The sequence below is a fragment of the Georgenia thermotolerans genome (assembly GCF_009193185.1).
In the GTDB taxonomy this organism is placed as follows: Bacteria; Actinomycetota; Actinomycetes; order Actinomycetales; family Actinomycetaceae; genus Georgenia; species Georgenia thermotolerans.
Genome location: NZ_VUKF01000021.1, coordinates 13,439 through 34,356 on the forward strand (window position 1 = coordinate 13,439; position 20,918 = coordinate 34,356).

A 20,918-nucleotide genomic window follows, 5' to 3' on the forward strand; every position below is an offset into this window, starting at 1 on the left:
TGGCGGTGTGGCTGTGGGTCAGCCCGCCCGGGCCAGCTGCCGGCCCCGCCGGGCGACGGAGAGCTCGACCCGGCAGCGCGCCGCCGGCAGGCTGAGGACGTGCCCGAGCTCGGCACTGACCCGTTCGGCCGCGGCGGCGACGGCGCCCAGGTCCGCCGTCGGCTCGATGGTCGCGTCGATGAGGGCGACGAGCTCGCCCCGGTCGTCGCGCATGCTCCCCGAGGCCGACCGCACGCCCGGGGCCTGCGCGAGGACGTCCGCGGCGGCGGCGACGGCGGCGTCGGGGTCCAGGCGCAGGCCGCCGCGGCCCCCCGCGCCCGGCAGGGCCAGGGTGCCTACGCCGCGGCGGGGGAGGTGGGCGATCAGCCACCACAGGCCCAGCACGATGGCGATGACACCCACGACGCCGGACGTGGGCGCCCACCAGCCCGCCTCCACGGCGGCGCGCAGGGCCAGCAGCCGCAGCACCGGCGGGACCGCCGGCCAGACGAGATAGAGCTTCTGGGCCCACCAGGCGATGGCCGCGAGCCCGCCCAGCAGGAGCGCCAGCCCCAGCAGGAAGGCGACCACGCGGTCGACGGCGAGCACGCCCCGGCTCATGAGCGGCTCCTTCCGGACGGGCCGCGCGCCACGACGGTGACGCGCGGGGCTGGGTCGAGGACGTCGAGCCGCTGGTGCACGGCGTCGAGCACCGCCTGGTCGATGCCGGCGCCGCCGGTGGTGCGCACGGTCGTGCGCACCGTCCGCGTGCGGGCCTTGGAGGAGGCGGTGATGACCCCGCCGACGTCCTCGGCGGCCGCGCTGGCCAGGCGCGCGATGTCGCCCGGGGCGAGGTAGATGCCGGTGCGGGCGCGCACGACGGCCCGCGAACGGACCCGGCGGCGCATGGCCACGTACAGCAGCCACAGCCCGATCAGCGCCGCGACGATCCCGCCCACGAGGAACGCCGTCCCGGGCGCCAGCCCGTCGGCCGCGCCGATGCCCAGCGGGATCCAGGCCGGCCCGCGCACCACGCGGTAGCCGACCAGCGCGTCGCGCAGCACCACCAGCCCGGCGAGGATGAGCAGGACGGCCAGCACCGGGCCGACGACGCCGATCGGGCCGCTGCGTGTGGGCAGGGTCGCGGCCGGCATGGGCTCCCAGTCCCCGGCCCGGGTCCTCGCGGTCGCGCCGGAGTCCTGGGCCCCGGCTCCTCCGGCCCCCGAGGGGCCCGCCGCACCGGCGGTGCCGGGCGCGTCCATCGGTGGCGCGCCCGCACCCGTCCCGTGGCCGGGGTGGGGCGCCGCGGCGTGCTGGGGGCGGTGGGAGGTCATTGGACCCTCCTGAGCTCCTGCGCCGCGGGCGCGACCCGGGCCACGAGCACGTGGACGACGTCGGCGCGCAGCCCGGCGAACCGTTCGAGCTGGTCGGCGACGGCGTCCTGGACCTCGCCCGCCACCCGGGCGGCGGACGCCGGCCACAGCGTCTCGATCTCGACCGAGACCCGGACGTGGTCGCCGGCCACGGTGCAGTCCACCCGGGGATAGGTCCGGCCCAGGGCGCTGCCGATCGCGCCGGTGGTGGACCCCTCCGGCGCGACCCCGTCGACCTGGAGGACCGCCGTGCGCACGATCCGCTCGACGACGCGGTCGGCGACGCGCACCTCCCCGCGCTGCTCAGCCACGGCCGCGGCCGGAGCGGAAGCTCTCGAGGTTGAGCTCGCCGGTGAGGGCGGCGCCGATGAGCCAGCCGACCAGCCCCAGCACGAGGGCGAGGAGGAAGCCGTTGAACCCGCCGACGAGGGCGGCGACGGCGAGCAGCAGGCCCGCGAACAGGCCGGTGACGGAGCCGGACATGGTCACTCCAGGGGGATGGGGGCCGCCAGCGGCACGCCGCCGGCCGGGGGACGTGGCGGTTCGGCGAGGTCGTCGATGAAGACGTGCACGGGCCCGCCGGTGAGGGCGGCGACCGCGCGGTGGATCCGCTCGGCCACCTGGGGCAGCGGCTCGCGCCGGTCCAGCAGGGCGCGTTCGACCACCACGTGCACCTCGACGCCGTCGGGCCGCACGCGGACCCCGGGCACGCGGTGGCCGGGCAGGTAGGTGGCCACCTCGCCGAAGGCCCCGGGGTGCAGGCGGGCCACCCCGGGGACGGCGCGGGTCACCTCGGCGACGGCCACGGCCACCCCGGCCGCCGGCGGGGCCGGTGACGGGGCGGTGCTCACTGGACCCGGGGCTCCTGCTCGGGCTGCTGGCTGTCGTCCTGGGGCAGGTGGATGTCGACGACGTCGATGTTGACCTCCACGACCTCCAGGCCGGTCATCCGCTCGACGGCGTTGATGACGTTGCGGCGGATGCCCTCGGCGAGGTCGGTGATCGCCACGCCGTACTCGGCGACGATGGCCACGTCGATCGCGGCCTGGGTCTCGCCCACCTCGACCTGCACGCCCTGGGACTGGTTGGTGGTGCTGCCCGGGATGCGCTCGCGGATCGCCCCGAAGGCCCGGGCGGTGCCCGAGCCCATCGCGTGGACCCCGTTGATCTCGTGGGTGGCGATGCCGGCGATCTTGCTGACGACGACGTCGGCGATCGTGGTCGTGCCACGGCTCGTGCTCAGGGCGGAGCCGCCCCGGGACGTCTCGCGGGTGCTCACGGCGGCGCCGCCGGAGGTGCCCTGCGTCTGTTCGCTCACAGGAGGTTCCTTTCGCTGGCCGAGTTGCCGACATCTGTCGTGGATGTCACGGTCATCAGTGAGACGCGCATCCCGGCGCGAACCTCACGGCGACGGTGCTGTGAGGTACATCACATTTAGCCGGTGGGTGCGGACGGGGGCCGACATGACGGGCGGAGCGCACGAGGACCTGCCCGACGCGACGCTCGCCCGGCGCGCGGCGCTGCGCGACCGGACGGCGTTCCGGGTGATCGCGGACCGGCACGGCCCGGCGCTGTACCGGTACGCCTACCGCATGCTCGACGACGCCGGGGACACCGAGGACTGCCTGCAGGAGGTGCTCGTGGCGGCGTGGCGGGGGCTGCCCGCCTTCCGCGGCGACGCCGCGCTGCGCACCTGGCTGTTCGCGCTCACCATCAACCAGGTGCGCACCTTCCTGCGTCGCCGGCCCCCGCCCGCCGAGCCGGTGGACGACCTGCCGCTGGCCGCCCCCGAGCGCGCCGGCCCCGAGCACCAGGCCCTGGCGGGCGACCTGCTCGGCGCGCTCGACCGGGCCCTGCGCGAGCTCCCCCTCGCCCAGCGCTCCACCTGGTTGCTCGTCGAGGTGGAGGGGCTGAGCTACGCCGAGGTGGCGGGTGTTCGCGGCACCACCGTGGACGCGGTGCGCGGGCAGCTGCACCGGGCCCGGCGCAGCCTGGAGACAAAGCTGGAGGGCTGGCGATGACCACCGAGAACGCCCTGGACCGGGCCGCCACCACGCTGCGCCAGCACACCGACCGCGGCTGGGTCGCCATCCGGGAGAACCTCTTCGCCCGCGCGCTGGCGGTGTTCCGGCCCTCGGCCCCGGTGCGGGGACGCCACCCCGCGGGGGAGTTCTACGTCGCCGCGGACGTGCTGGTGGCCTGCGTGCGCGACGCGCTGGACGCCGTCACCCGGGCCGGCGCCGTGCGCGTCCACTGCACCACGGACGACCGGCAGGACCTCGAGGCCGTCACCGCCGAGGTGGTGGCCCTGTACGGCACGCCGCTGCTCCCGCTGGCCCAGGACGTGCGGGACCAGGTGGCCACGGCGCTGTCCGCGGCGCTGGGGCTGGCGCCCGAGCGGGTGCGGGAGCTGCCGATCCACGTCGGCATCGCCGACGTCACGGACGATCCGGCGCTGCTGTAACCCCCGCTCCGGTCCCGCCGCTGCTGGAGCCGACACGGCCCGGTCCCGGCGTGCCGTCACCCGGCTCGCTTCCGCCGTGGCCGTGTACCGCGTCATCGCGCGCACCCGCAAGAGGTTCGGGCAAATCGCCGCGAACTGATCGCGTGGCGAGATGCCCCGCCACCCATGTCTCGGCCAGGCGACGCGCCGTGAGGTTCCGGACGCGCCGCCGTACCTTCTTCACTGCCGGGCCAGGTGGCCCGCCGCCGCCGAGGCGCCGCCGAGAGACGAAGGGGGATGTCGTGCACGACGCGCACCGCGCTGACCGTCACCGCGACGTCACCGCCGCCCCGTCCCCGCTCCTGCCCCTCGTGCCGGTCTGTTGTCGAATGCGCCGGCGCGCGGAGTCCCCGGCGGCCTGAGCCGCCCCGGCCATCTCGGCCTGGCCTCCGCGCGGACCGCACCCCGTGCGGGCACCGTCCGACCTGTCGGCCGGTGCCCCCTTGTCCCGCTTTCGACGGGCACCTTCGACGACCGCCCGGCCCAGCCGCGCCGGTGCCCTGGCCACGGGCGATTTCTGCAGGGAGCATCCCATGACCGCCACCCTCACCCACCTTCACGACGAGACGTCCCGGCGGCGGCCCGTGGCCGTGGACGGCGTCTGGCAGGGCGGGCTGCACACCCGCGTCACAGCGCGCCGGTTCGCCCTCCAGATCGACGAGCCGACCACCGCCGGCGGCCAGGACAACGGCGCCGACCCCGTCGAGCACCTCCTCGCCGCCCTGACCGGCGGCGTCACGGTCGACATCCACACCGTCGCCCGCGAGCTGGGCATCCGGATCGGTGCCGTGGACATCCACGCCGACGGCGCCGTGGACGTACGTGGCCCCGGCGTCGCCACCGACGCCGGCAGTCGCCTCGAGCGGGTGAGCCTGCACGTCCTGCTCACCACGCCCGCGCCGGCCGCGACCGTCAAGGAGCTGCGCGCGGCCGTCGGCGCCCGGTCCCTCGTCCTCAACCTCCTCCGGGACGCCGGCGTCAGGGTCGCCGAGACCTGGGAGGCCGTCCCCGCCTGAGCGCCCGCGCCGCCCCGCCCGCTGCCCGAGCCGTCTTCCCCAGGAGCTCACCATGACCACCACCACTCACCCGCCCACCGCGACCGGGGCGCCGACCGTCATCACGCTGTCCGGCAACCCCCGGCCCGGCTCGCGCACCCAGCAGCTCGGCGAGCGGGTGGCGGCCGCCGTCGCCGCCCGCCTGGGCGCCCGCACCGAGCTCGTCGACCTCTCGGCGCTCGCCGGCGACGTGTTCGCGCCCGCGACGCCCGGTCTCGAGCGGGCGCTGGAGACCGCCGCCTCGGCGGCCGTCCTCGTCGTCGCCACCCCTACCTACAAGGCCACCTACACCGGGCTGCTCAAGGCCTTCCTCGACCGGTACGGCGCCGGCGGCCTCGCCGGCGTGGCGGCGGTGCCCGTGCAGGTGGCCGGCAACCCGGTGCACCTCGCCGCCGCGGATCTCCACCTGCGCCCCGTGCTCACCGAGCTGGGTGCCCGGGTGCCCACCCGCCCGGTCCTGGCCACCGAGGCCCAGCTGCCGGACGCCGAGTCGCTCGTGGGGGAGTGGGTCGCGACCGAGGTCGAGGCCCTCGCGACGCTGGCGGAGGTGGCCGCATGAGCGCCGCGAGCGAGAGCTACGCCCTCGACCTCCCCGGCGTCGCCCCGGCGGAGATCAGCGCCGAGCGCTTCAAGACCGTTTTCCGCAACCACCCCGCCGGCGTCGCCGTCATCACCCTGCGCGGCCCCGACGGCCCCGTCGGCTTTACCGCCACCTCGGTGTTCTCCATCTCCGCCGAGCCGCCGCTCCTCGGCTTCTCGGTCGCCGGGACGTCGTCGTCGCTGCCGGCGGTGCGCACCGCCTCCTCCCTGGTCATCAACTTCCTCGCCGCGGACCAGGCCGACCTCGCCACCCGGTTCGCCCGCAAGAACGTCGACCGTTTCGCCGGCGTGGACTGGCTGCCGCTGCCCACGGGCGAGCCGGTGCTGCGCGGCGGCACCGCCTGGGTGCGCGGGCACATCGAGCAGCGCACCCCCGCGGGGGAGAGCCTCCTCGTCGTCGTGCGCGCCGTCCTCGCCGACCACGACGCCGGCCAGGACCCGCTGGTCTACGTCGACCGGGCCTACCACCAGCTCGGGCAGCACAGCCGGCTCGGCTGAGCCCTCCCGCCTTCCGCCTCGGACGCCCGACCACGGCGCCCGAGGCGGTGCCCCACGTCCGATCTCGGAGTCCGCCCCACCACTCGCACCACAGAACCGCACCGCCGACGCACGACTGGAGACCCACGATGAGCAACCCCGACCGGCCGCCACTGATCTTCTCGGCCTTCGTCATGAACACGACGTCGCACATCTACCAGGGCACCTGGCGCCATCCGGACGCCCGCAACCTCGAGCACAACTCCCTGGAGTACTGGGTCGAGCTCGCCAAGCTCCTCGAGGCCGGCACGTTCGACCTGATCTTCTTCGCCGACGTCGTCGGCCTGTACGGCGACTACCGGGGCGACTACCGCAAGTACGTCGAGACGGGCCTGCAGATCCCCGCCAACGACCCCGCGGTCATCGCCTCGGCGCTGGCCTACGCCACCGAGCACCTGGGCATCGCCTTCACCTCGGCGGTGGTGCAGGAGCACCCCTTCAGCTTCGCGCGGAAGATCTCCACGCTCGACCACGCGTCCGGCGGGCGCATCGCCTGGAACGTCGTGACGAGCTACCTCAAGAACGCCTTCGCCAACTTCGGCTACGACGACATCGTCGCCCACGACGCCCGCTACGACTGGGCCGACGAGTACCTCGACGTCGCCTACAAGCTGTGGGAGGGGTCCTGGGACGAGGGGGCGCTCGTCCAGGACAAGGCCGGCCTCCACGCCGACTTCGACAAGGTCCACAAGATCCACCACCTCGGCCGGAACTACAAGGTCGAGGGCCCTCACCTCGTCGCGCCGTCGCCACAGCGCACCCCCCTGATCTTCCAGGCCGGCTCATCGCCCCGGGGGCAGCAGTTCGCCGCCCGGCACGCAGAGGGCATCTTCGTCTCCTCGCCCACGCCCGAGGTGGCACGCCAGCAGATCGAGGCCACCCGACAGCTGGCGGCCGCCCACGGCCGTAGCCCCGAGGACCTGAAGTTCCTGGCCGGGCTGTCCTTCGTCGTCGGATCGACCGAGGAGGAGGCCCGCCGCAGGGCGGCGGACCTGGACGAGAACTGGATCGACTGGGACGGCCACCTCGCCCACTTCGCCGGGAGCCTGGGCATCGACCTCGGCCATCACGACCTGGACGCACCCGTCGGGGAGATCAACGTCGAGACCGTCCAGGGCATCATTCGAGGCCTCGAGCGGGCCCACCCCGGCCGCCCGCTCGTCGTGCGCGACCTCGCCCGGTTCATGGCCAGCGCCAACCGCATCGTCGGCACCCCGGAGCAGATCGCCGACCGGCTCGCGGAGTGGCGCGACGCCGGCGTCGACGGCGTCAACGTCATGAACGTCGTGCGTCCCGGGGACTACGAGGAGTTCATCGAGCACGTGACGCCGGTGCTCCAACGCCGGGGCCTCCAGCGGACCGAGTACGCCGAGGGCACCCTGCGCCGCAAGCTCTTCGGCACCGACCGGCTCAACGACCGTCACCCGGCGGCCCGGTACCGCGGCGCGTTCAACGGGCCGCGCTCGTGGCCGGAGGCGGCGGACCCGCGCGCGGTGGAGGCGGCGCCGGTGGGGCGGTGAGCCGGCGCGGGCCGGAGGGCCTCAGCCCTCCGGCTCGCCCTCCACGGGCGGCGCGCCGGGCGCCGTCGCGGCGAGGTGCTGGGCCCGGCGCTGCAGCACCGCGGTGGCGGCGACGGCCGAGGCCACCAGGCCCACGACGGACAGCCACGGCTTGTTCAGCCGGTAACCGAGCAGCGCGTCCAGCGACCAGCCGCCCGGGCCGGTCAGCGCGAGGGCGGCGGTGGACACGCCGAGCAGCGCGGCGTACTCGTACCCGCCCTCCTGGGCGAAGAACGCCGGGAAGTGGACCGCGGACGCGGCCATCATCGTGCCGGCCGCGGCGGCCCCGGCGACCGGGGTCGCCAGACCGAGGAGCATGAGCGCCCCGCCGCCGGCCTCGCCGAGCCCGGCCGCGACGGCGCTGGGGCCGCCCGGGGTGAAGCCCATCTGCTCGAACGCCGCCCCGGTACCCTGCACGCCCCCGCCGCCGAACCAGCCGAAGAGCTTCTGGGAACCGTGGGCGAGGAGCACCGAGCCGACGCCCGCGCGCAGCACGAACAGCCCGGCGTCCCGCAGGACGGCGGGGGTGGCCTCGGCCGTCGGCGGGGCCTGCGTGGCCCCTCGCGACGCCGCCGCCCGCGCCAGCTCCGCCAGCACCGCGGCCTTCGCCATCGCGGCGAGGTCGGCCCGCCCCCGGCCGCCACGGTGCAGGGCCCTCTTGACCAGGGCCGCCTTGACGATCGTCGCCGGGGGCCCCTTGGCCATCAGGCCCGTCGGCCCCCACCCCAGGGGAGCCGACGGCCGCCCCCTGTAGCCCATCCCCGTGGCGGCGCGTCGCTTCCCTCTGGCCGGTCCCGTCCCGCCGGTCATCCGCTCGCGGGCCATGTGGTGGCGCCCGTCCAGGGCACCCTTGGCCATCGCGGCCATCGGCCACCCGCGCATGTGAGTCATGAGCCGTCGTCCCTTCGTCGTCGAGGGAACCGGCCGCCCAGGCCGCCGGCCGGACACGTCCAGGCTCGCACCAGGCGCGGGGGGCGGGCAAGGCCGCTGTCCGACGCGCGGCTACCGCGCCGTCGTCGTCCGGAAAGCGGGCCCCGGGGACGGTGGCGGATGCGAGCGGGGGCGGCCTCGCTCTCCCGTAGCTGGCCCCGCTCTCCGGTAGCCGGATGGGACAAATCGCACGATCCTGGGTGCCAGCGAGGGGAGGTCCGGCCACCGCCGGGCAGTCAGGGCCGCACACAAGGGCGGGGGAAGCGACGAGGCGCCGCCGTCTCCCGCGGGAAGAGGGAGCACCATGTCCTTCGCCGCACAGCTGGGATCACCCGCGCTGCGCATCGACGCGCGATGGGTCGACCTCGTCATCATCGTCGTCTACTTCGTGTTCGTCATCGGCATCGGCCTGGCGGCCCGGCGGCGGGTGTCCTCCTCGATCGACTTCTTCCTCTCGGGCCGCGCGCTGCCGGCCTGGGTGACGGGGCTGGCGTTCATCTCCGCCAACCTCGGCGCCGTCGAGATCATGGGCATGTCCGCCAACGGCGCCCAGTACGGCATGCCGACGGTGCACTACTTCTGGATCGGCGCGGTCCCGGCCATGCTGTTCCTCGGCATCGTCATGATGCCCTTCTACTACGGCTCCAAGGTGCGCTCGGTGCCGGAGTTCATGCTCCGCCGCTTCGGGATCGGCGCGCACCTGGTGAACTCGCTGAGCTTCGCCCTCGCCCAGCTGCTCATCGCCGGGGTCAACCTGTTCCTCCTCGGCAAGATCCTCAACGCCCTGCTCGGCGTGCCGCTGATCCTGTCCCTGGTGATCGCGGCCGCGATCGTGCTCAGCTACATCACCCTCGGCGGGCTCTCCGCCGCCATCTACAACGAGGTGCTGCAGTTCTTCGTCATCGTCGCCGGGCTGCTGCCGCTCACGCTCGTCGGCCTGCACCGGGTGGGCGGCGTCAACGGCCTGGTCGCCGCGGTGACGGCGGGCCCGGGGGACGGGCAGCAGCTGCACTCCTGGCCGGCCACCGAGCTGACCGGCTTCAGCTCGGACGTGATGTCGGTCATCGGCATCGTCTTCGGCCTCGGCTTCGTCCTCTCCTTCGGCTACTGGACGACGAACTTCGTCGAGGTGCAGCGGGCGATGGCGTCGGACTCGATCACCTCGGCCCGCAAGACGCCCATCATCGGCACCTTCCCGAAGATGTTCGTCCCGTTCATCGTCGTCATCCCCGGCATGATCGCCGCGGTCCTCGTGCCGGCGCTGTCGGAGTACAAGGCCGCCCAGTACGCCGGCACCCCCTCGACCAGCGGGGTGACCTACAACGACTCGATCCTGCTGCTCATGAAGGAGGTCCTGCCCAACGGGCTGCTGGGCCTGGCCATCGCGGGCCTGCTCGCGGCTTTCATGGCCGGCATGGCCGCCAACGTCTCGGCCTTCAACACCGTCTTCACCCAGGACCTGTGGCAGGAGTACGTCGTCAAGGACCGCAGCGACGCCTACTACGTGCGCGCCGGCCGCATCGCCACGATCCTCGCGTGCATCGTCGCGATCTTCACCGCCCTGATCGCGTCGAACTACCAGAACCTCATGGACTACCTGCAGACCCTCTTCGGGTTCTTCAACGCGCCGCTCTTCGCGACGTTCATCCTGGGCATGTTCTGGAAGCGCATGACGCCCGCCGCCGGCTGGTCCGGGCTGGTGCTCGGCACGCTCGCCGCCCTGACGGTCTTCATCCTCCACCAGGCGAACGTCATCACCCTGCCGGGGCAGGGCTCCGCGTTCGTCGCCGCCGGCGCGGCCTTCGTCGTCGACATCATCGTCAGCCTGGTCGTCTCCTCCTTCACCCGGCCCAAGCCGGAGGCGCAGCTCGTCGGGTTCGTCTACTCCCTGACGCCGAAGGAGAACCTGCGCGACGTCGTGTCCGTCCGGCTGCCGTGGTGGCGGCGCCCGGTGCCGCTCGCGGGCGTCTCGCTCGCGATGGTCATCATCCTCAACATCATCTTCGCCTGACGGAGGAGCCGAGCATGCAGAAGGAGAAGCGGAAGATCGGCGCGTTCGACATCCGCAACGTCATCGGGATCCTGCTGGGCTTCTACGGGGTCGTCCTCGTCGTCATGGGGCTCGTCGCCGACCCCGAGTACGCCAAGACCGGCGGCATCAACGCCAACCTCATCGCCGGCATCGCGCTGATCGTCGTCGCGGCGGTCTTCCTCCTGTGGGCCTGGCTGCGCCCGCTGGTGGTGCAGCGGGCGCCGGGCGAGGAGCCGCGCGCGTAGCGCCTCGTCGGCCGCCCTCGGCGCGGCGCCTATGCTTCCTTCGTGCCCCCAGGTCCCACCGTCACCCTGCTCTCCGGCGGCGGCGGCGGCGCCAAGCTCGCCGAGGGGCTCGCGCGGGCGGTCGAGGACCTCACCGTCGTCGCCAACACCGGCGACGACGCCGTCATCTACGGGCTGTCCATCAGCCCCGACCTCGACACCGTCATGTACACCCTCGCGGGGATGATCGATACCGAGAAGGGCTGGGGCGTCGACGGCGACACCTTCGCCACCCTCGGCGCGCTGGGCCGGCTGGGCATGGACACCTGGTTCACCCTGGGCGACCAGGACCTGGCCACCCACGTCCGGCGCACCGCGCTGCTGCGGGCCGGCGCGCGGCTCTCCGAGGTGACGGCGGAGCTCACCGCGGCCCTCGGCGTGCGGGCCCGGCTGCTGCCCATGACCGACGACCGCGTCGCCACCCTGGTCGAGACCGACGCCGGGCTGCTGCCGTTCCAGGAGTACTTCGTCGCCCGCCGCCACCGCGACGCGGTGCGCTCGGTGGTGCTCGACGGCGTCGAGGCGGCGCGCCCCGCCCCCGGCGTGCTCGAGGCGCTGACGGCCGACGTCGTCGTGCTCGGCCCGTCCAACCCCTTCCTCAGCATCGGCCCGATCCTCGCCGTGCCCGGGGTGCGCGAGGCACTCGCCGCCACCCCCGCGCGCCGGGTCGCGGTCAGCCCCATCGTCGCCGGCCAGGCGCTCAAGGGCCCGGCCGCCGCCATGCTCGCCGCGCTGGGCCACGAGGTGTCCGCCCTGGGCGTGGCCCGGCTGTACGAGGGCCTGCTCGACGTCCTCGTCGTCGACGAGGCCGACGCCGCGCTCGCCCCGGCCATCCGCACCCTGGGCATGGACGTCGTGGTCACCCGGACCGTGCTGGGCGGCGCCGAGGACCGCGAGCGGCTCGCGCGCGAGCTGCTCGCCGCGGCGTGACCCCGGACGCCGTGACCGACCGGCCGGGGACCGAGGCCCTGCGCCCGCGGGCGGGCGCCGTCGCCGTCGTCCCGCTGCGCGCGGGCGGGAAGACCCGCCTGGCGGGCGTGCTCGGCGCCGCCGAGCGGGAACGGCTCGTCACCGTGCTGGCCCGGCACGTCGTCACCGCGCTGCTGGCCGAGGTGCCGGTGCTCGTGGTCACCGGCGACCCCGGCTTCGCCGCCCGGGCGCTCGGGCCGGACCCGCGGCTGCGCCTCGTGCCCCAGCCGGCGGACCGGCCCGGCCTCAACGCCGCCGTCGCCCTGGGCCGGGAGGCCGCGGTCGCGGCCGGCGCCGGCCGGGTCCTCGTGGCCCACGCGGACCTGCCGCTGCTGACGCCCGCCGACGTCCGGGCGCTGCTCGCCCCCGCCGCGCCGGTGGTCCTGGCCCCCGACCGCGCCGGGGAGGGCACCAACGCGCTGGTGCTGGACGCCGGCGCGCGCGGCTTCGCGTTCCGCTTCGGCCCGGGCAGCCGCGCCGCGCACGCCGCCGAGGCGGCCCGCCTGGGCCTGGGTGTGCAGCTCGTGCGCCGGCCGGGCACGGCGGCCGACCTCGACACCCCCGAGGACTGGGCCGCGCTGCCCGGCGACGTGCGGGACCGGCTGCGCTCCGCCGTCGTGAGCCTGCGCCGCTAGCTCACCACCGGCCGCGGTGGACGACCTCCGCGGCCGGGCGCCGCGGGCGCGAGGCGGCCGAGCCACGGGCGGGGGCCGGCGCGGGGTGGCCGACCGTGACGGCGCCGACCGGGGCGTGGTCGCCGGGCACGCCGAACTCCGCGCGCAGGGCGTCCACCCGCCCGGGCGGGACGCCGAAGAAGCAGGCGCCCAGCCCCTCGTCGACGGCGGTCTGCAGGAGGAGCAGGGACGCCATGCCGGCGTCCACCCACCAGTAGGGCGCCGCCCAGCGCGCCTCGTCCCGGTCGGTCCAGCCCTTGTCCGGCTCGGCGTAGCGGTCCAAGTAGGCGTTCCTGGAGGTCAGCACGACGACGACCACCGGCGCGGTCCGCATGCCGGTGAGCCAGGCGTCCGGCCGGGCCAGGCGCTCCGGCGGGGTGGCGGCGGCCCAGAAGCGCTCGACGTCGGCGGGCCGGTCGAGCACGAGGAAGGCCCACCCCTGGCTGAAACCGGCGCTGGGGGCGCGGACGGCGTTGCGCAGCAGCCGGTCCACCGCCTCCGGGGCGACGGGGTCGGGGGAGTAGCGGCGCACCATGCGGCGCCGGCGGACGACCTCCTGGAACTCCATGAGGCCGATCATCCCCGCCGCCCCGCACCCGCGGGCCGCACCGCGCCGGGCTCCGGGAAGGGAGGCCCGGGGCGGGAAGGACGGGGTGAGGCGGGAAGGGAAGCCCTGGGCGGGGCTCCGGGGGCCGGCGGCCTCAGGCCACGAGCACCGGGCGCAGCGGCTCGGGCAGCAGGTCGACCATGGCGTCGACGGTCTCGCGGATGTCGAGCGTGTCGTCGGCCAGGGCGGCCTCGACGAGGCCGTAGCAGCCGTACCCGAGGGCGCCGGCGAGGGCGTCGGGGGCCATCGCGAGGTGCTCGCCCCGTGCCGCCGCGGCGAGGAGGGCGGCGTGCGCGGCGGCCGTGAGCCGCTCGCACAGCAGCCGCTGCACCGCCGGGTCGCCGCGCTCGGTGAGGATGTGGCGGTAGACGTGCCGGTTGCCGGCCGCCTGCTCGAGCACGGCGGTGAGCCAGCCGGCGAATCCGCCCTCCGCCGTGATCGCCGGGTCGTCGATGCGCGCGAGCAGCCCGGTCACCAGGCAGCGGCCGAGGTCCGAGACCGTCGCGAAGTGCTTGTAGAACGTGGTGCGGTGCACCCCGGCGGTGCGGCACAGGGTGGAGATGTCGATCTCGGCGACCGGCGTGCTCCCCGCCAGCTCCAGGAGGGCGTGGCGCAGCGCGAGGACGGTGCGGCGGGTGCGGGGGTCGACGTGCTCGGCGTGCATGCCCCCCATCATGGCGTAAACCGAAGGCGGTGTCCGCTAAAGGTGTGATTTGTTTAGACGAATGTCGTCCGGTACCCCGGGGACCGGATCCCTCCAGGGGGCGCCGGGGCCCGGCTACCCTGTTCGCCATGCCGCGCCTGCCGGAGCTGCCGCGCCTGCCCGAGCTCGTCCGCGTCGCCCTCGGGCGCGACTCGGCAGGCGACGGCCCGGACTGGGTGGTCCTCGACCTGCACGGCAGCTATCCCACCCACCGCGCCGCGGGCGGCGTGCAGGCGCTGCTGCAGCGCACCGAGACCTTCGAGGCGCTCGCCGCCCGGCTCGAGCGCCTCGGCGACGCCGGCTGGGTGCGCGGGGTCCTCGTGCGTGTCTCCGGCCTGACGGCGGGGCTGGCGACGTCGTCCGCGATCGGCGGCCTGCTCGGTCGCCTCGTCGGGAAGACCCGGGTGGTCGGGTACCTGCCGCAAGTCTCGATGCGCAGCCTGCTGGTCACCGCGCGCCTCACCGAGGTGGTCGCGCCGGAGTCGGCCGAGGTCGCCGTCCCCGGGTTCGCCGCCGAGCAGACGTTCTTCGGCTCGTTCCTCAGCCGCAAGGGCATCGCGTTCGAGAACCTGCGCATCCGGGAGTACAAGTCGGCGCTGACGCCGTACTCCCAGGACCGCATGGACGAGTACAACCGCGAGCAGCTCACCGCCTACATCGCCTCCGCCGAGGAGAGCTGGCTCGCGGCGGTCGCCGACGCCCGCGGCGCGGACCGGACGACGGCGGGCGGCTGGTTCGACGCCGACTTCACCAGCGCCCGGCAGCTCCTCGACGCGGGGCTGATCACCCGCATCGCCTACGACGACGAGATCGCCACCCCGGTGGAGCAGCACTGGGTGCGCGCCCTCGAGCTCATGCGGCCGCAGCTGTCCGCGCGCAGGCTGACCCGCAAGGCCACCGGGGTCGCCGTCGTGCCGGTCGTGGGGATCATCGTCACGGGGCGGAGCCGCGGCGGCCCGCCGGTGCCGATCCTCGGCGGCCCGCAGGCGGGCGCGGACACCGTCGTCGCCGCGCTGCGACGGGCCCAGCGCGACGACAAGGTCGGCGCGATCGTGCTCTTCGTCGACTCCGGCGGCGGCTCCGCCCTCGCCTCGGACCTCATCGCCCGGGCCGTGGCGACCAGCCCCAAGCCCGTCGTCGCCGTCATGGGCGAGGTCGCCGGCTCGGGCGGGTACTACGTGCTCGCCCCGGCCGCCCACGTCGTCGCCAGCCCGTTCACCCTCACCGGCAGCATCGGCGTGGTGGTCGGCAAGCCGGTGCTCGCCCAGTTCAACGAGCGCCACGGGCTCAACCCCGAGGCGGTGGGCCGGGAGCGGGCGCTGTTCGCCAGCCCCGCCCGCGCCTTCAGCGACGACCAGCGCGCCTGGGCCGAACGCATGATGCGGGAGGTCTACGACCGGTTCGTGGCGCGGGTGGCGGCCGGCCGCGGCCTGAGCCCCGAGCGGGTCGACGAGATCGGCCGGGGCCGCATCTGGAGCGGCCGCGACGCCCTCGAGGTCGGCCTGGTCGACGAGCTCGGGGACCTCGAGGCCGGCCTCGCCGCGGCCCGGCGCCTGGCCGGGCTGCCCGACGACGCGCCGGTGCACACCGTGCGCGCGCCGCTCGCCCTGCCCGGGACGCCGACGTTCGCCGAGCCGGCCGCCCCGCTGGCCGGGCTGTGGCCCTTCGGCCAGGAGCAGGTGCTGACCTGGCTGGACCGGTCGGTCACCATCCGCTGAACGCGGCCCCGCGGGACCGCGCCGACGCCGGGCCGCTCCGCTCCCCGGCCGCTACTCGAAGACGACCGTGCCGTCGGGCTCCAGGCGCCAGCCGGGGTTGTGCGCGATCTCCCAGATCACCCCGTTGGGGTCCTGGACGTGGCCGTGGAAGATGCCGCCGAAGTCGCTCTGCGTCGGCTGCTTGAGCACCGTCCCGCCCGCGGCGACCATCTTCTCCACCGTGGCCCGCACCCGCTCGGGGCTGTCGACGTTGTGGGAGAGCATGAGGCCCGAGACGTCGGTGCCGAGCACGGCGCCGCCGAGGTCCTGGACGAACTTGTCCGCCTGGAACAGCCCGAGCACCAGGCCGGGCGCCACCTGGAAGAAGATGATCTCCTCCGGCACGTCCATGAGCGGCTCCCAGCCCAGCCCGTCCTGGTAGAAGCGGCGCCCGGCGTCGAGATCCTTGGTGGCGACCGTGATGAAGTGGATCCGCTGGCTCATGGTGTGCTCCTCGGCGCGGGTCGGGTCCTTCCATCATCGCCGAGGCGGCCGGGTCGGGGGCGGCTTGCGGCGTCGTCGTTCCCGACGGCGGGAGCGACGGTCCCGTGCGCGGGTGTCCCGGCGGCGGGCGCGCCCGCCCGGTGGCAGACTGCTCGCGCCACGCACCACCGGGAGGGCGTCATGTCGAACGTCGACCGCCGCCAGCTCGGACACACCGGCGGCCCCATGGAGGACGAGCTCGAGGAGGCCTTCGACCGGCAGCTGGGCGAGGGGGTGCAGCGGCTGCACCGCCCGTGGCGGGAGATCCTGGTGACGGGATTCTTCGGCGGCACCGAGGTCGCCATCGGGATCCTGGCGTTCCTGCTCGTGCTCGAGCAGACCGACAGCCACCTGCTCGCCGGGCTGGCGTTCTCGATCGGCTTCCTCGCCCTGCTCCTCGGCCACAGCGAGCTGTTCACCGAGGGCTTTCTCATCCCGGTGCTCACGGTGGCCGCCCGCCGGGCGAGCTGGGCGCAGATGCTCAAGCTGTGGGGCGGGACCCTGGCGGCCAACCTCGTGGGCGGCTGGCTCATGATGTGGCTGATCGTCGCCGGTTTCCCCAGCCTGGCGGCGCCCCTGGTGGGGTCGGGCAGCCACTTCGCCATGGCCCCGCTGTCGGTCCAGTCGCTCAGCCTCGCCGTCCTCGCGGGTGCGGTCATCACGCTCATGACGCGGATGCAGCACGGCACCGACTCCATGCCGGCGAAGATCGCCGCGGCCGTCGCGGCGGCCTTCCTGCTCGCCGGCGGGCAGCTCTTCCACTCCGTCCTCGACTCGCTGCTCATCTTCGGTGCCCTGCACACCGGCGAGGCGGGGTTCGGCTACGGCCAGTGGGCCCAGTGGTTCGCCTACACGGTGGTCGGCAACGTCGTCGGCGGGCTGGGGCTGGTCACCCTGCTGCGGCTGGTGCGCAGCAAGGAAAGGCTGCAGATGGAGTGGTCCAGCGTGCGTGGCGAGCAGGAGCAGCGGGGCGAGCCGGGCAGCTGATGCAGGAACGGCGGGGCGAGCCGGCGAGCTGGCGCCGTCGGCCGACCGGCCCCGCCGGCGTCAGGCCAGCTGGTCGAGGTAGACCCCGCCGCTGACCGTGGTGGCCCGGACCGCGACGAAGTCCTGACCCTCGGCGGGCCGGCCGGCGCCCTCGAGGGTGGAGACCACCTTGCCGCTGACGCTGCTGACGTCGGTCCACACCGGGATGCCGCGCGGGACGCCGACCCGGACGTCGCCGGAGACGGCCTTGGCCCGGACCTCGCCGCGGCGCACGGCAGCGACGGTGATGTCGCCGGACGCGGTCGTCAGCCGGGCGTCGGAGCGGGCGTCGCGCAGCTGGATCTCGCCGGAGGCGGTGCGCGCGACGACGTCGCCGTCCGTCTGGCCCAGGACGACGTCGCCCGAGGCGGTACTGATGCTGACGCTGCCGCCGGCGTGCTCGACCCGGACGTCGCCCGAGCCCGACCGCACCCGCAGGTCGCCGAGCGCCGCGCCGATGGCCACCTCCCCGGAGCCGCTCTCGACGACGGCGGCGCCGCGCAGCTCGGCGAGGCGGACGTCCCCGGAGCCCGTGCGCACCCGGGTCTGGCCGAGCGAGCCGGTCGTGAGCAGGTCGCCGGAGCCGAGCTTGCTGGCCAGCGTGCTGCCCGCGGGCAGGTCCACGGTCACCGCGAGGTCGCGGAACGTGCCGAGGAAGTCCATCCAGCGCCGGGGCGCGAGGATGGTGACCTGGTCGCCGTGGTGGTCCACGCTCACCTGGTCGGCGTCGCGGCCCTCGACGGTCACCGTGGTCTCGGTGACCTCGCCGGCGCGGACGGTGAGGCGGCCGGCGCCGAGCTCGACGTAGAGCTCGACGGGGCGGGGGGTGGGGAACGCCTGGTGCATGGTGTCTCCTTCTCGCCGGCCGGTCGGCCGGGTGGTGGGGTCAGACCCAGCCGGTCATGCGGCGCCCGCGCTGGCGGGGCCCCGTGCCGGAGAGGTCGATGTCGATGACGCGCTCGCGGGTGGCGGCGCGCAGCGCGCCGACGATCCAGCTGTTGAGGGAGCGGCCGCTGCGCGCGGCGAGCTCCTCGGCGCGCGCCTTGACCGACTCGGGGATGCGCACGGTGATCCGGGCGAGGGTCTCGCCGCCGTCGTCCTCGTCCTCCGGCGGCAGCGGCGCGGCGGCCGGTGCCGCCGGGACGTCGACGACGAGCTCGGGCTCCCGGCCGCGCAGCCGGACCTCCACGGCGCCGGCCGGCAGCTCGCTGGTGATCTCCGCGGCGGCCTGGGAGAGGGCGTCCATGAGCGCGAGGCGCACCGCCGGCTCCAGCGCGGGCAGGAGCCGCTCGGCGGCGGCGCGGGTCTCCGCGCCGCCGGCCTCGGCCGTGGTGAGCAGGTCCTGACGGAGGCTCTCGACGTACGGCGTGATGTCCATGGGCATCACTATGACGTCATAGTGACATCACGTCAAGCGGGAGCGGTGGGCAGGTCGGCGACACGCCTGGCGGCGTCGTGGGTGCGGCGGCGCGGACGGCGGGCGGTGCCAGGGTGTTACGCCGGCGCCGGTGCCGGACATCTCCAGGGCGTGAGGCCGATACCGGACGAAGGATGTGACACGGGTGCCGAACGACAGACAGCTGCGGTTCCGAGATCTCTACGCGCGGACCCGTGACGACGTCCTGCGGTTCGCCAAGCGGCGGGTCCACCCCTCCCACGCCGAGGACGTCGTGGCGGAGGTCTACCTCGTCGCCTGGCGCAGGCTCGAGGACGCCCCGCGCCTCGCGGGCCCGCAGCGCGCGTGGCTGTTCGGCATCGCCCGCCGGTGCCTCCTCAACGCCTACCGCGCCGACGGACGCCGCGCGGCCCTCGCCGTCCGGCTGGCCGCCGCCGGCGAGGTCGCGCACGCGGTGGCCGCGGATCACGACGGGGTGCACCAGCGGATCGACCTGGCCCGGGCCTGGCGCCGGCTCGGCGCCGAGGACCAGGAGGTCCTCGCGCTGACCGTCTTCGACGACCTGACCTCGACCGAGGCCGCCCAGGTGCTCGGCATCACCCCGCCCGCCTACCGGGTGCGGCTCATGCGGGCGCGCCGCCGGCTGCGCCAGCACCTCGACCACCCCGCCCAGCCCACCGACGACATCGCCGACCCGGCCCCGACGGCCCGCGCCGGCGGGGCGATCGCGCCCCGAGCGAAGGAGACCACGCCATGACCGCCACCGACGCCGCGCTGCGCACCCTCGACGCCGGCGGGCCGACCAGCCCGGCCGAGCGTGCCCGGCTCGACGCCCGGATCGAGCGCATGCTCGCCGCCGAGCCCGTCCCCGTCCTCGCCGCACCGGCGCCCGCCCGGCCGGGCCGGCGTCCCCGACGCGTCCTGGCGCTCGTCGGCGCGGCCGCCGCGATCGCCGTCGGCTTCGTCCTCGTGCCGGGGCCGGGTGACCGCCACGCCGCCTGGGCGACGTGGACGCCGACGCCGTCCGCGGCCGCGGCCTCCGAGGTCGCCGCGGTGGTCGAGGAGTGCCGCGCCCGGGTGGACCGCCACGGCCCGGCCACCTTCGACGCCGCCGCGGCGACGGTGGTGCTGTCCGAGCGGCGCGGGGACGTTCTCGCCGTCATCCTGCGGGACCCCGCCCGCGACCTGTCGGCCCAGTGCCTGGCGGACGCGCCGGCGGGCACGGGAGCCGCCGACCTGCTCGAGTGGGGCGTGGCGGGCAGCGAGGGCCCGCCCGCCCTCGCCCCGGCGCGGGGGTTCCTGGAGGGGTCGATGGCCCAGTTCGGCGGCGACGAGCCGGTCTCCCTCACCGACGGCGCCGTCGGGCAGGACGTGGTCGGGCTGACCATCCACGCCGGAGGCCGCCGCGTGGAGGCCACCGTCCAGGACGGGCGGTACACCGCGTGGTGGCCGGGCCGCATCTTCGCGGACGAGGACGCCGGTCCCAGCGGCGCGGGCGGCCCCCGGCCGGACTTCACCGTCGATGTGACGCTCCGCGACGGCACCGTCATCCGCGACGCCCCGCCCTCGCGCCCGATCTGGCGGTAGGGGCGACGGCTGCGGCCCGCCGGCAGCGGTGTCGTCCGGATGCCCCCACGACCGCCGCCCGGCGGTGTCGGGGCTCGACCCGGGTCCGCCGCCGGCCGTACTTTGCCCGCAGCTCGGCAGGCCTCGCGCGCTGCCGAGCTGTGCGCTCCGCGGGCGTAACGGGGCGGCCGTGGGGCGCACCCTGCTATACCTGCCGCGTGCCCGCCGCGTCCCCGCAACTGCCACCCGGCCCGGCCCGCCCGCCGGCATGACCGCCGCCCTGCTCGCCGGCGTCGCCGCCGGGTACGCCATCGCGATCCCGGTCGGCGCCATCGCGGCCTACCTGCTCACCCTCGGCGCTCAGCAGGGCTGGCGCACCGCGGCCGGGGGCGGACTGGGCGCGGCACTCGTCGACGGGCTCTACGCGGCGGTCGCCGTCTTCGTGGGCGCCCTCGTCGCGCCGGCCATCGCCACCGTCGCCGAGCCGCTGCGCTGGGGCTCCGCCGTGGTGCTCGTGGGGCTCGCACTCTGGCTGCTGCGGCCGGCGAGGCCCGACGGCCCGGCCGCGGCCGTCACACGGACGTCGCCGGGCCGGGCGTTCGCCACGGTCTTCGCGCTCACGCTGGTCAACCCCGCCACGGTGATCTACTTCGCCGCGCTCGTGGCGGGCTCGACGATCAGCGCCACGGCGGGGGCGGCCGAGCGGGCGGTCTTCGTGCTCGGCGCGCTGGCGGCCTCCGCGAGCTGGCAGCTGCTGCTGGCCGGCGCCGGCGCGACGCTCGGGCGGTTCCTCTCCGGGCCCCGCGGCCGGCGCTGGACGGCGGTGCTCGGCGGCACCGCCGTCCTGCTGCTGGCCCTCCGCACCGCGCTCGGAGCCTAGGAAGG

At 75.5% G+C, this 20,918-nt stretch carries 27 protein-coding genes; 15 read left to right on the plus strand and 12 right to left on the minus strand.

The genetic code is table 11. The annotated features are described in order from the left end of the window. Positions 1–18: 18 nt before the first annotated feature. Genes GD970_RS11265 through GD970_RS11290 form a run of 6 tightly spaced genes read right to left on the minus strand, consistent with a single transcriptional unit; the run spans position 19 to position 2,670 of the window. Positions 19–600 (minus strand): hypothetical protein, encoded by a 582-nt coding sequence (locus GD970_RS11265; protein ID WP_152202993.1) that lies wholly within the window; start codon positions 598–600, stop codon positions 19–21. Then, positions 597–1,313 (minus strand): DUF6286 domain-containing protein, encoded by a 717-nt coding sequence (locus GD970_RS11270; RefSeq protein ID WP_152202994.1) that lies wholly within the window; start codon positions 1,311–1,313, stop codon positions 597–599. Before GD970_RS11270 ends, GD970_RS11265 begins: the two co-directional genes overlap by 4 nt. After that, entirely contained in the window at positions 1,310–1,663 is a 354-nt protein-coding gene (locus tag GD970_RS11275; protein WP_152202995.1) for an Asp23/Gls24 family envelope stress response protein, read from the minus strand. Before GD970_RS11275 ends, GD970_RS11270 begins: the two co-directional genes overlap by 4 nt. Next, positions 1,656–1,835 carry a DUF2273 domain-containing protein gene (locus tag GD970_RS11280; RefSeq protein ID WP_152202996.1) on the minus strand — a complete coding sequence of 60 codons (180 nt, stop codon included), beginning with the start codon at positions 1,833–1,835 and terminating at the stop codon, positions 1,656–1,658. Before GD970_RS11280 ends, GD970_RS11275 begins: the two co-directional genes overlap by 8 nt. Before the next feature lie 2 nt (positions 1,836–1,837). Continuing rightward, positions 1,838–2,203: a hypothetical protein gene (locus GD970_RS11285; RefSeq protein ID WP_211489695.1), complete on the minus strand. Its 366-nt coding sequence runs from the start codon at positions 2,201–2,203 to the stop codon at positions 1,838–1,840. Further along, positions 2,200–2,670 (minus strand): Asp23/Gls24 family envelope stress response protein, encoded by a 471-nt coding sequence (locus GD970_RS11290; RefSeq protein ID WP_152202997.1) that lies wholly within the window; start codon positions 2,668–2,670, stop codon positions 2,200–2,202. The genes GD970_RS11285 and GD970_RS11290 overlap by 4 nt, the downstream gene beginning before the upstream one ends. Before the next feature lie 145 nt (positions 2,671–2,815). Here GD970_RS11290 and GD970_RS11295 point away from each other — a divergent pair, with 145 nt between their 5' ends. From GD970_RS11295 to GD970_RS11320, 6 genes are all read left to right on the plus strand, one after another. Beyond that, a complete protein-coding gene (locus tag GD970_RS11295) occupies positions 2,816–3,373 on the plus strand; it encodes an RNA polymerase sigma factor (protein WP_152202998.1) in 558 nt (185 codons plus the stop codon). After that, the gene (locus tag GD970_RS11300; RefSeq protein WP_152202999.1) at positions 3,370–3,816 is read left to right on the plus strand and encodes a hypothetical protein; all 447 of its coding nucleotides are present in this window, start codon (positions 3,370–3,372) and stop codon (positions 3,814–3,816) included. The genes GD970_RS11295 and GD970_RS11300 overlap by 4 nt, the downstream gene beginning before the upstream one ends. A 572-nt stretch (positions 3,817–4,388) precedes the next feature. Then, positions 4,389–4,871, plus strand: a complete 483-nt coding sequence (locus tag GD970_RS11305) for an OsmC family protein (protein WP_152203000.1) — start codon at positions 4,389–4,391, stop codon at positions 4,869–4,871. Positions 4,872–4,923: 52 nt separating this feature from the next. After that, complete coding sequence (locus GD970_RS11310; protein ID WP_152203001.1) at positions 4,924–5,469, plus strand: NADPH-dependent FMN reductase; 546 nt, start codon at positions 4,924–4,926, stop codon at positions 5,467–5,469. Further along, positions 5,466–6,008 (plus strand): flavin reductase family protein, encoded by a 543-nt coding sequence (locus tag GD970_RS11315; protein WP_152203002.1) that lies wholly within the window; start codon positions 5,466–5,468, stop codon positions 6,006–6,008. The genes GD970_RS11310 and GD970_RS11315 overlap by 4 nt, the downstream gene beginning before the upstream one ends. A 128-nt stretch (positions 6,009–6,136) precedes the next feature. Continuing rightward, positions 6,137–7,567, plus strand: a complete 1,431-nt coding sequence (locus GD970_RS11320) for an LLM class flavin-dependent oxidoreductase (protein ID WP_152203003.1) — start codon at positions 6,137–6,139, stop codon at positions 7,565–7,567. A 21-nt stretch (positions 7,568–7,588) separates the two neighbouring features. On the opposite strand, the gene GD970_RS11325 is transcribed toward GD970_RS11320, so the two are convergent. Next, on the minus strand, positions 7,589–8,122 hold the full coding sequence (locus GD970_RS11325) for a DoxX family membrane protein (protein WP_452179436.1): 534 nt from the start codon (positions 8,120–8,122) through the stop codon (positions 7,589–7,591). Positions 8,123–8,840: 718 nt separating this feature from the next. Here GD970_RS11325 and GD970_RS11330 point away from each other — a divergent pair. Genes GD970_RS11330 through cofC form a run of 4 tightly spaced genes read left to right on the plus strand, consistent with a single transcriptional unit; the run spans position 8,841 to position 12,456 of the window. Beyond that, on the plus strand, positions 8,841–10,547 hold the full coding sequence (locus tag GD970_RS11330; RefSeq protein WP_152203004.1) for a sodium:solute symporter family protein: 1,707 nt from the start codon (positions 8,841–8,843) through the stop codon (positions 10,545–10,547). Positions 10,548–10,561: 14 nt separating this feature from the next. Then, a complete protein-coding gene (locus tag GD970_RS11335; protein ID WP_152203005.1) occupies positions 10,562–10,813 on the plus strand; it encodes a hypothetical protein in 252 nt (83 codons plus the stop codon). A 42-nt stretch (positions 10,814–10,855) separates the two neighbouring features. Next, the gene (gene cofD / locus GD970_RS11340) at positions 10,856–11,782 is read left to right on the plus strand and encodes a 2-phospho-L-lactate transferase (protein ID WP_152203006.1); all 927 of its coding nucleotides are present in this window, start codon (positions 10,856–10,858) and stop codon (positions 11,780–11,782) included. Then, positions 11,779–12,456 carry a 2-phospho-L-lactate guanylyltransferase gene (gene cofC / locus GD970_RS11345; protein WP_226925294.1) on the plus strand — a complete coding sequence of 226 codons (678 nt, stop codon included), beginning with the start codon at positions 11,779–11,781 and terminating at the stop codon, positions 12,454–12,456. The genes cofD and cofC overlap by 4 nt, the downstream gene beginning before the upstream one ends. Before the next feature lies 1 nt (position 12,457). Here cofC and GD970_RS11350 read toward each other — a convergent pair whose 3' ends face one another. Beyond that, complete coding sequence (locus GD970_RS11350; RefSeq protein WP_152203007.1) at positions 12,458–13,063, minus strand: nitroreductase family protein; 606 nt, start codon at positions 13,061–13,063, stop codon at positions 12,458–12,460. 133 nt (positions 13,064–13,196) lie between these two features. Beyond that, positions 13,197–13,766, minus strand: coding sequence for a TetR/AcrR family transcriptional regulator (locus GD970_RS11355; protein ID WP_152203008.1), 570 nt, complete (start codon positions 13,764–13,766; stop codon positions 13,197–13,199). 128 nt (positions 13,767–13,894) lie between these two features. On the opposite strand from GD970_RS11355, the gene GD970_RS11360 reads away from it, so the two are divergent. Then, positions 13,895–15,523, plus strand: coding sequence for a S49 family peptidase (locus tag GD970_RS11360; protein WP_152203009.1), 1,629 nt, complete (start codon positions 13,895–13,897; stop codon positions 15,521–15,523). Between the two features lie 51 nt (positions 15,524–15,574). Here GD970_RS11360 and GD970_RS11365 read toward each other — a convergent pair whose 3' ends face one another. Next, positions 15,575–16,006 carry a VOC family protein gene (locus GD970_RS11365; protein ID WP_152203010.1) on the minus strand — a complete coding sequence of 144 codons (432 nt, stop codon included), beginning with the start codon at positions 16,004–16,006 and terminating at the stop codon, positions 15,575–15,577. 180 nt (positions 16,007–16,186) lie between these two features. Here GD970_RS11365 and GD970_RS11370 point away from each other — a divergent pair, with 180 nt between their 5' ends. Continuing rightward, entirely contained in the window at positions 16,187–17,032 is an 846-nt protein-coding gene (locus GD970_RS11370) for a formate/nitrite transporter family protein (RefSeq protein ID WP_152203011.1), read from the plus strand. A gap of 60 nt (positions 17,033–17,092) precedes the next feature. Here the strand turns inward: GD970_RS11370 and GD970_RS11375 are convergent, their stop codons facing one another. Both GD970_RS11375 and GD970_RS11380 read right to left on the minus strand, forming a co-directional pair. Continuing rightward, on the minus strand, positions 17,093–17,917 hold the full coding sequence (locus GD970_RS11375; protein ID WP_152203012.1) for a DUF4097 family beta strand repeat-containing protein: 825 nt from the start codon (positions 17,915–17,917) through the stop codon (positions 17,093–17,095). Between the two features lie 40 nt (positions 17,918–17,957). Then, positions 17,958–18,449: a toxin-antitoxin system HicB family antitoxin gene (locus GD970_RS11380; protein WP_152203013.1), complete on the minus strand. Its 492-nt coding sequence runs from the start codon at positions 18,447–18,449 to the stop codon at positions 17,958–17,960. A 184-nt stretch (positions 18,450–18,633) separates the two neighbouring features. On the opposite strand from GD970_RS11380, the gene GD970_RS11385 reads away from it, so the two are divergent. From GD970_RS11385 to GD970_RS11395, 3 genes are all read left to right on the plus strand, one after another. Then, complete coding sequence (locus GD970_RS11385) at positions 18,634–19,224, plus strand: RNA polymerase sigma factor (RefSeq protein ID WP_211489696.1); 591 nt, start codon at positions 18,634–18,636, stop codon at positions 19,222–19,224. After that, complete coding sequence (locus GD970_RS22500; protein ID WP_152203015.1) at positions 19,221–20,054, plus strand: hypothetical protein; 834 nt, start codon at positions 19,221–19,223, stop codon at positions 20,052–20,054. Before GD970_RS11385 ends, GD970_RS22500 begins: the two co-directional genes overlap by 4 nt. 169 nt (positions 20,055–20,223) lie before the next feature. After that, positions 20,224–20,913, plus strand: a complete 690-nt coding sequence (locus tag GD970_RS11395) for a LysE/ArgO family amino acid transporter (protein WP_226925295.1) — start codon at positions 20,224–20,226, stop codon at positions 20,911–20,913. Positions 20,914–20,918 lie beyond the last annotated feature (5 nt).

Excerpts from the sequence above, each read along its gene's own strand:
- GD970_RS11350 (WP_152203007.1), bottom strand. The coding sequence starts at position 13,063 with ATGGAGTTCCAGGAGGTCGTCCGCCGGCGCCGCATGGTGCGCCGCTAC.
- GD970_RS11370 (WP_152203011.1), top strand. The coding sequence starts at position 16,187 with ATGTCGAACGTCGACCGCCGCCAGCTCGGACACACCGGCGGCCCCATG.
- GD970_RS11305 (WP_152203000.1), top strand. The coding sequence starts at position 4,389 with ATGACCGCCACCCTCACCCACCTTCACGACGAGACGTCCCGGCGGCGG.
- GD970_RS11310 (WP_152203001.1), top strand. The coding sequence starts at position 4,924 with ATGACCACCACCACTCACCCGCCCACCGCGACCGGGGCGCCGACCGTC.
- GD970_RS11315 (WP_152203002.1), top strand. The coding sequence starts at position 5,466 with ATGAGCGCCGCGAGCGAGAGCTACGCCCTCGACCTCCCCGGCGTCGCC.
- GD970_RS11320 (WP_152203003.1), top strand. The coding sequence starts at position 6,137 with ATGAGCAACCCCGACCGGCCGCCACTGATCTTCTCGGCCTTCGTCATG.
- GD970_RS11355 (WP_152203008.1), bottom strand. The coding sequence starts at position 13,766 with ATGCACGCCGAGCACGTCGACCCCCGCACCCGCCGCACCGTCCTCGCG.
- GD970_RS11360 (WP_152203009.1), top strand. The coding sequence starts at position 13,895 with ATGCCGCGCCTGCCGGAGCTGCCGCGCCTGCCCGAGCTCGTCCGCGTC.
- GD970_RS11330 (WP_152203004.1), top strand. The coding sequence starts at position 8,841 with ATGTCCTTCGCCGCACAGCTGGGATCACCCGCGCTGCGCATCGACGCG.
- GD970_RS11270 (WP_152202994.1), bottom strand. The coding sequence starts at position 1,313 with ATGACCTCCCACCGCCCCCAGCACGCCGCGGCGCCCCACCCCGGCCAC.
- GD970_RS11335 (WP_152203005.1), top strand. The coding sequence starts at position 10,562 with ATGCAGAAGGAGAAGCGGAAGATCGGCGCGTTCGACATCCGCAACGTC.
- GD970_RS22500 (WP_152203015.1), top strand. The coding sequence starts at position 19,221 with ATGACCGCCACCGACGCCGCGCTGCGCACCCTCGACGCCGGCGGGCCG.
- GD970_RS11380 (WP_152203013.1), bottom strand. The coding sequence starts at position 18,449 with ATGGACATCACGCCGTACGTCGAGAGCCTCCGTCAGGACCTGCTCACC.
- GD970_RS11300 (WP_152202999.1), top strand. The coding sequence starts at position 3,370 with ATGACCACCGAGAACGCCCTGGACCGGGCCGCCACCACGCTGCGCCAG.
- GD970_RS11375 (WP_152203012.1), bottom strand. The coding sequence starts at position 17,917 with ATGCACCAGGCGTTCCCCACCCCCCGCCCCGTCGAGCTCTACGTCGAG.
- GD970_RS11265 (WP_152202993.1), bottom strand. The coding sequence starts at position 600 with ATGAGCCGGGGCGTGCTCGCCGTCGACCGCGTGGTCGCCTTCCTGCTG.
- GD970_RS11365 (WP_152203010.1), bottom strand. The coding sequence starts at position 16,006 with ATGAGCCAGCGGATCCACTTCATCACGGTCGCCACCAAGGATCTCGAC.
- GD970_RS11295 (WP_152202998.1), top strand. The coding sequence starts at position 2,816 with ATGACGGGCGGAGCGCACGAGGACCTGCCCGACGCGACGCTCGCCCGG.
- GD970_RS11280 (WP_152202996.1), bottom strand. The coding sequence starts at position 1,835 with ATGTCCGGCTCCGTCACCGGCCTGTTCGCGGGCCTGCTGCTCGCCGTC.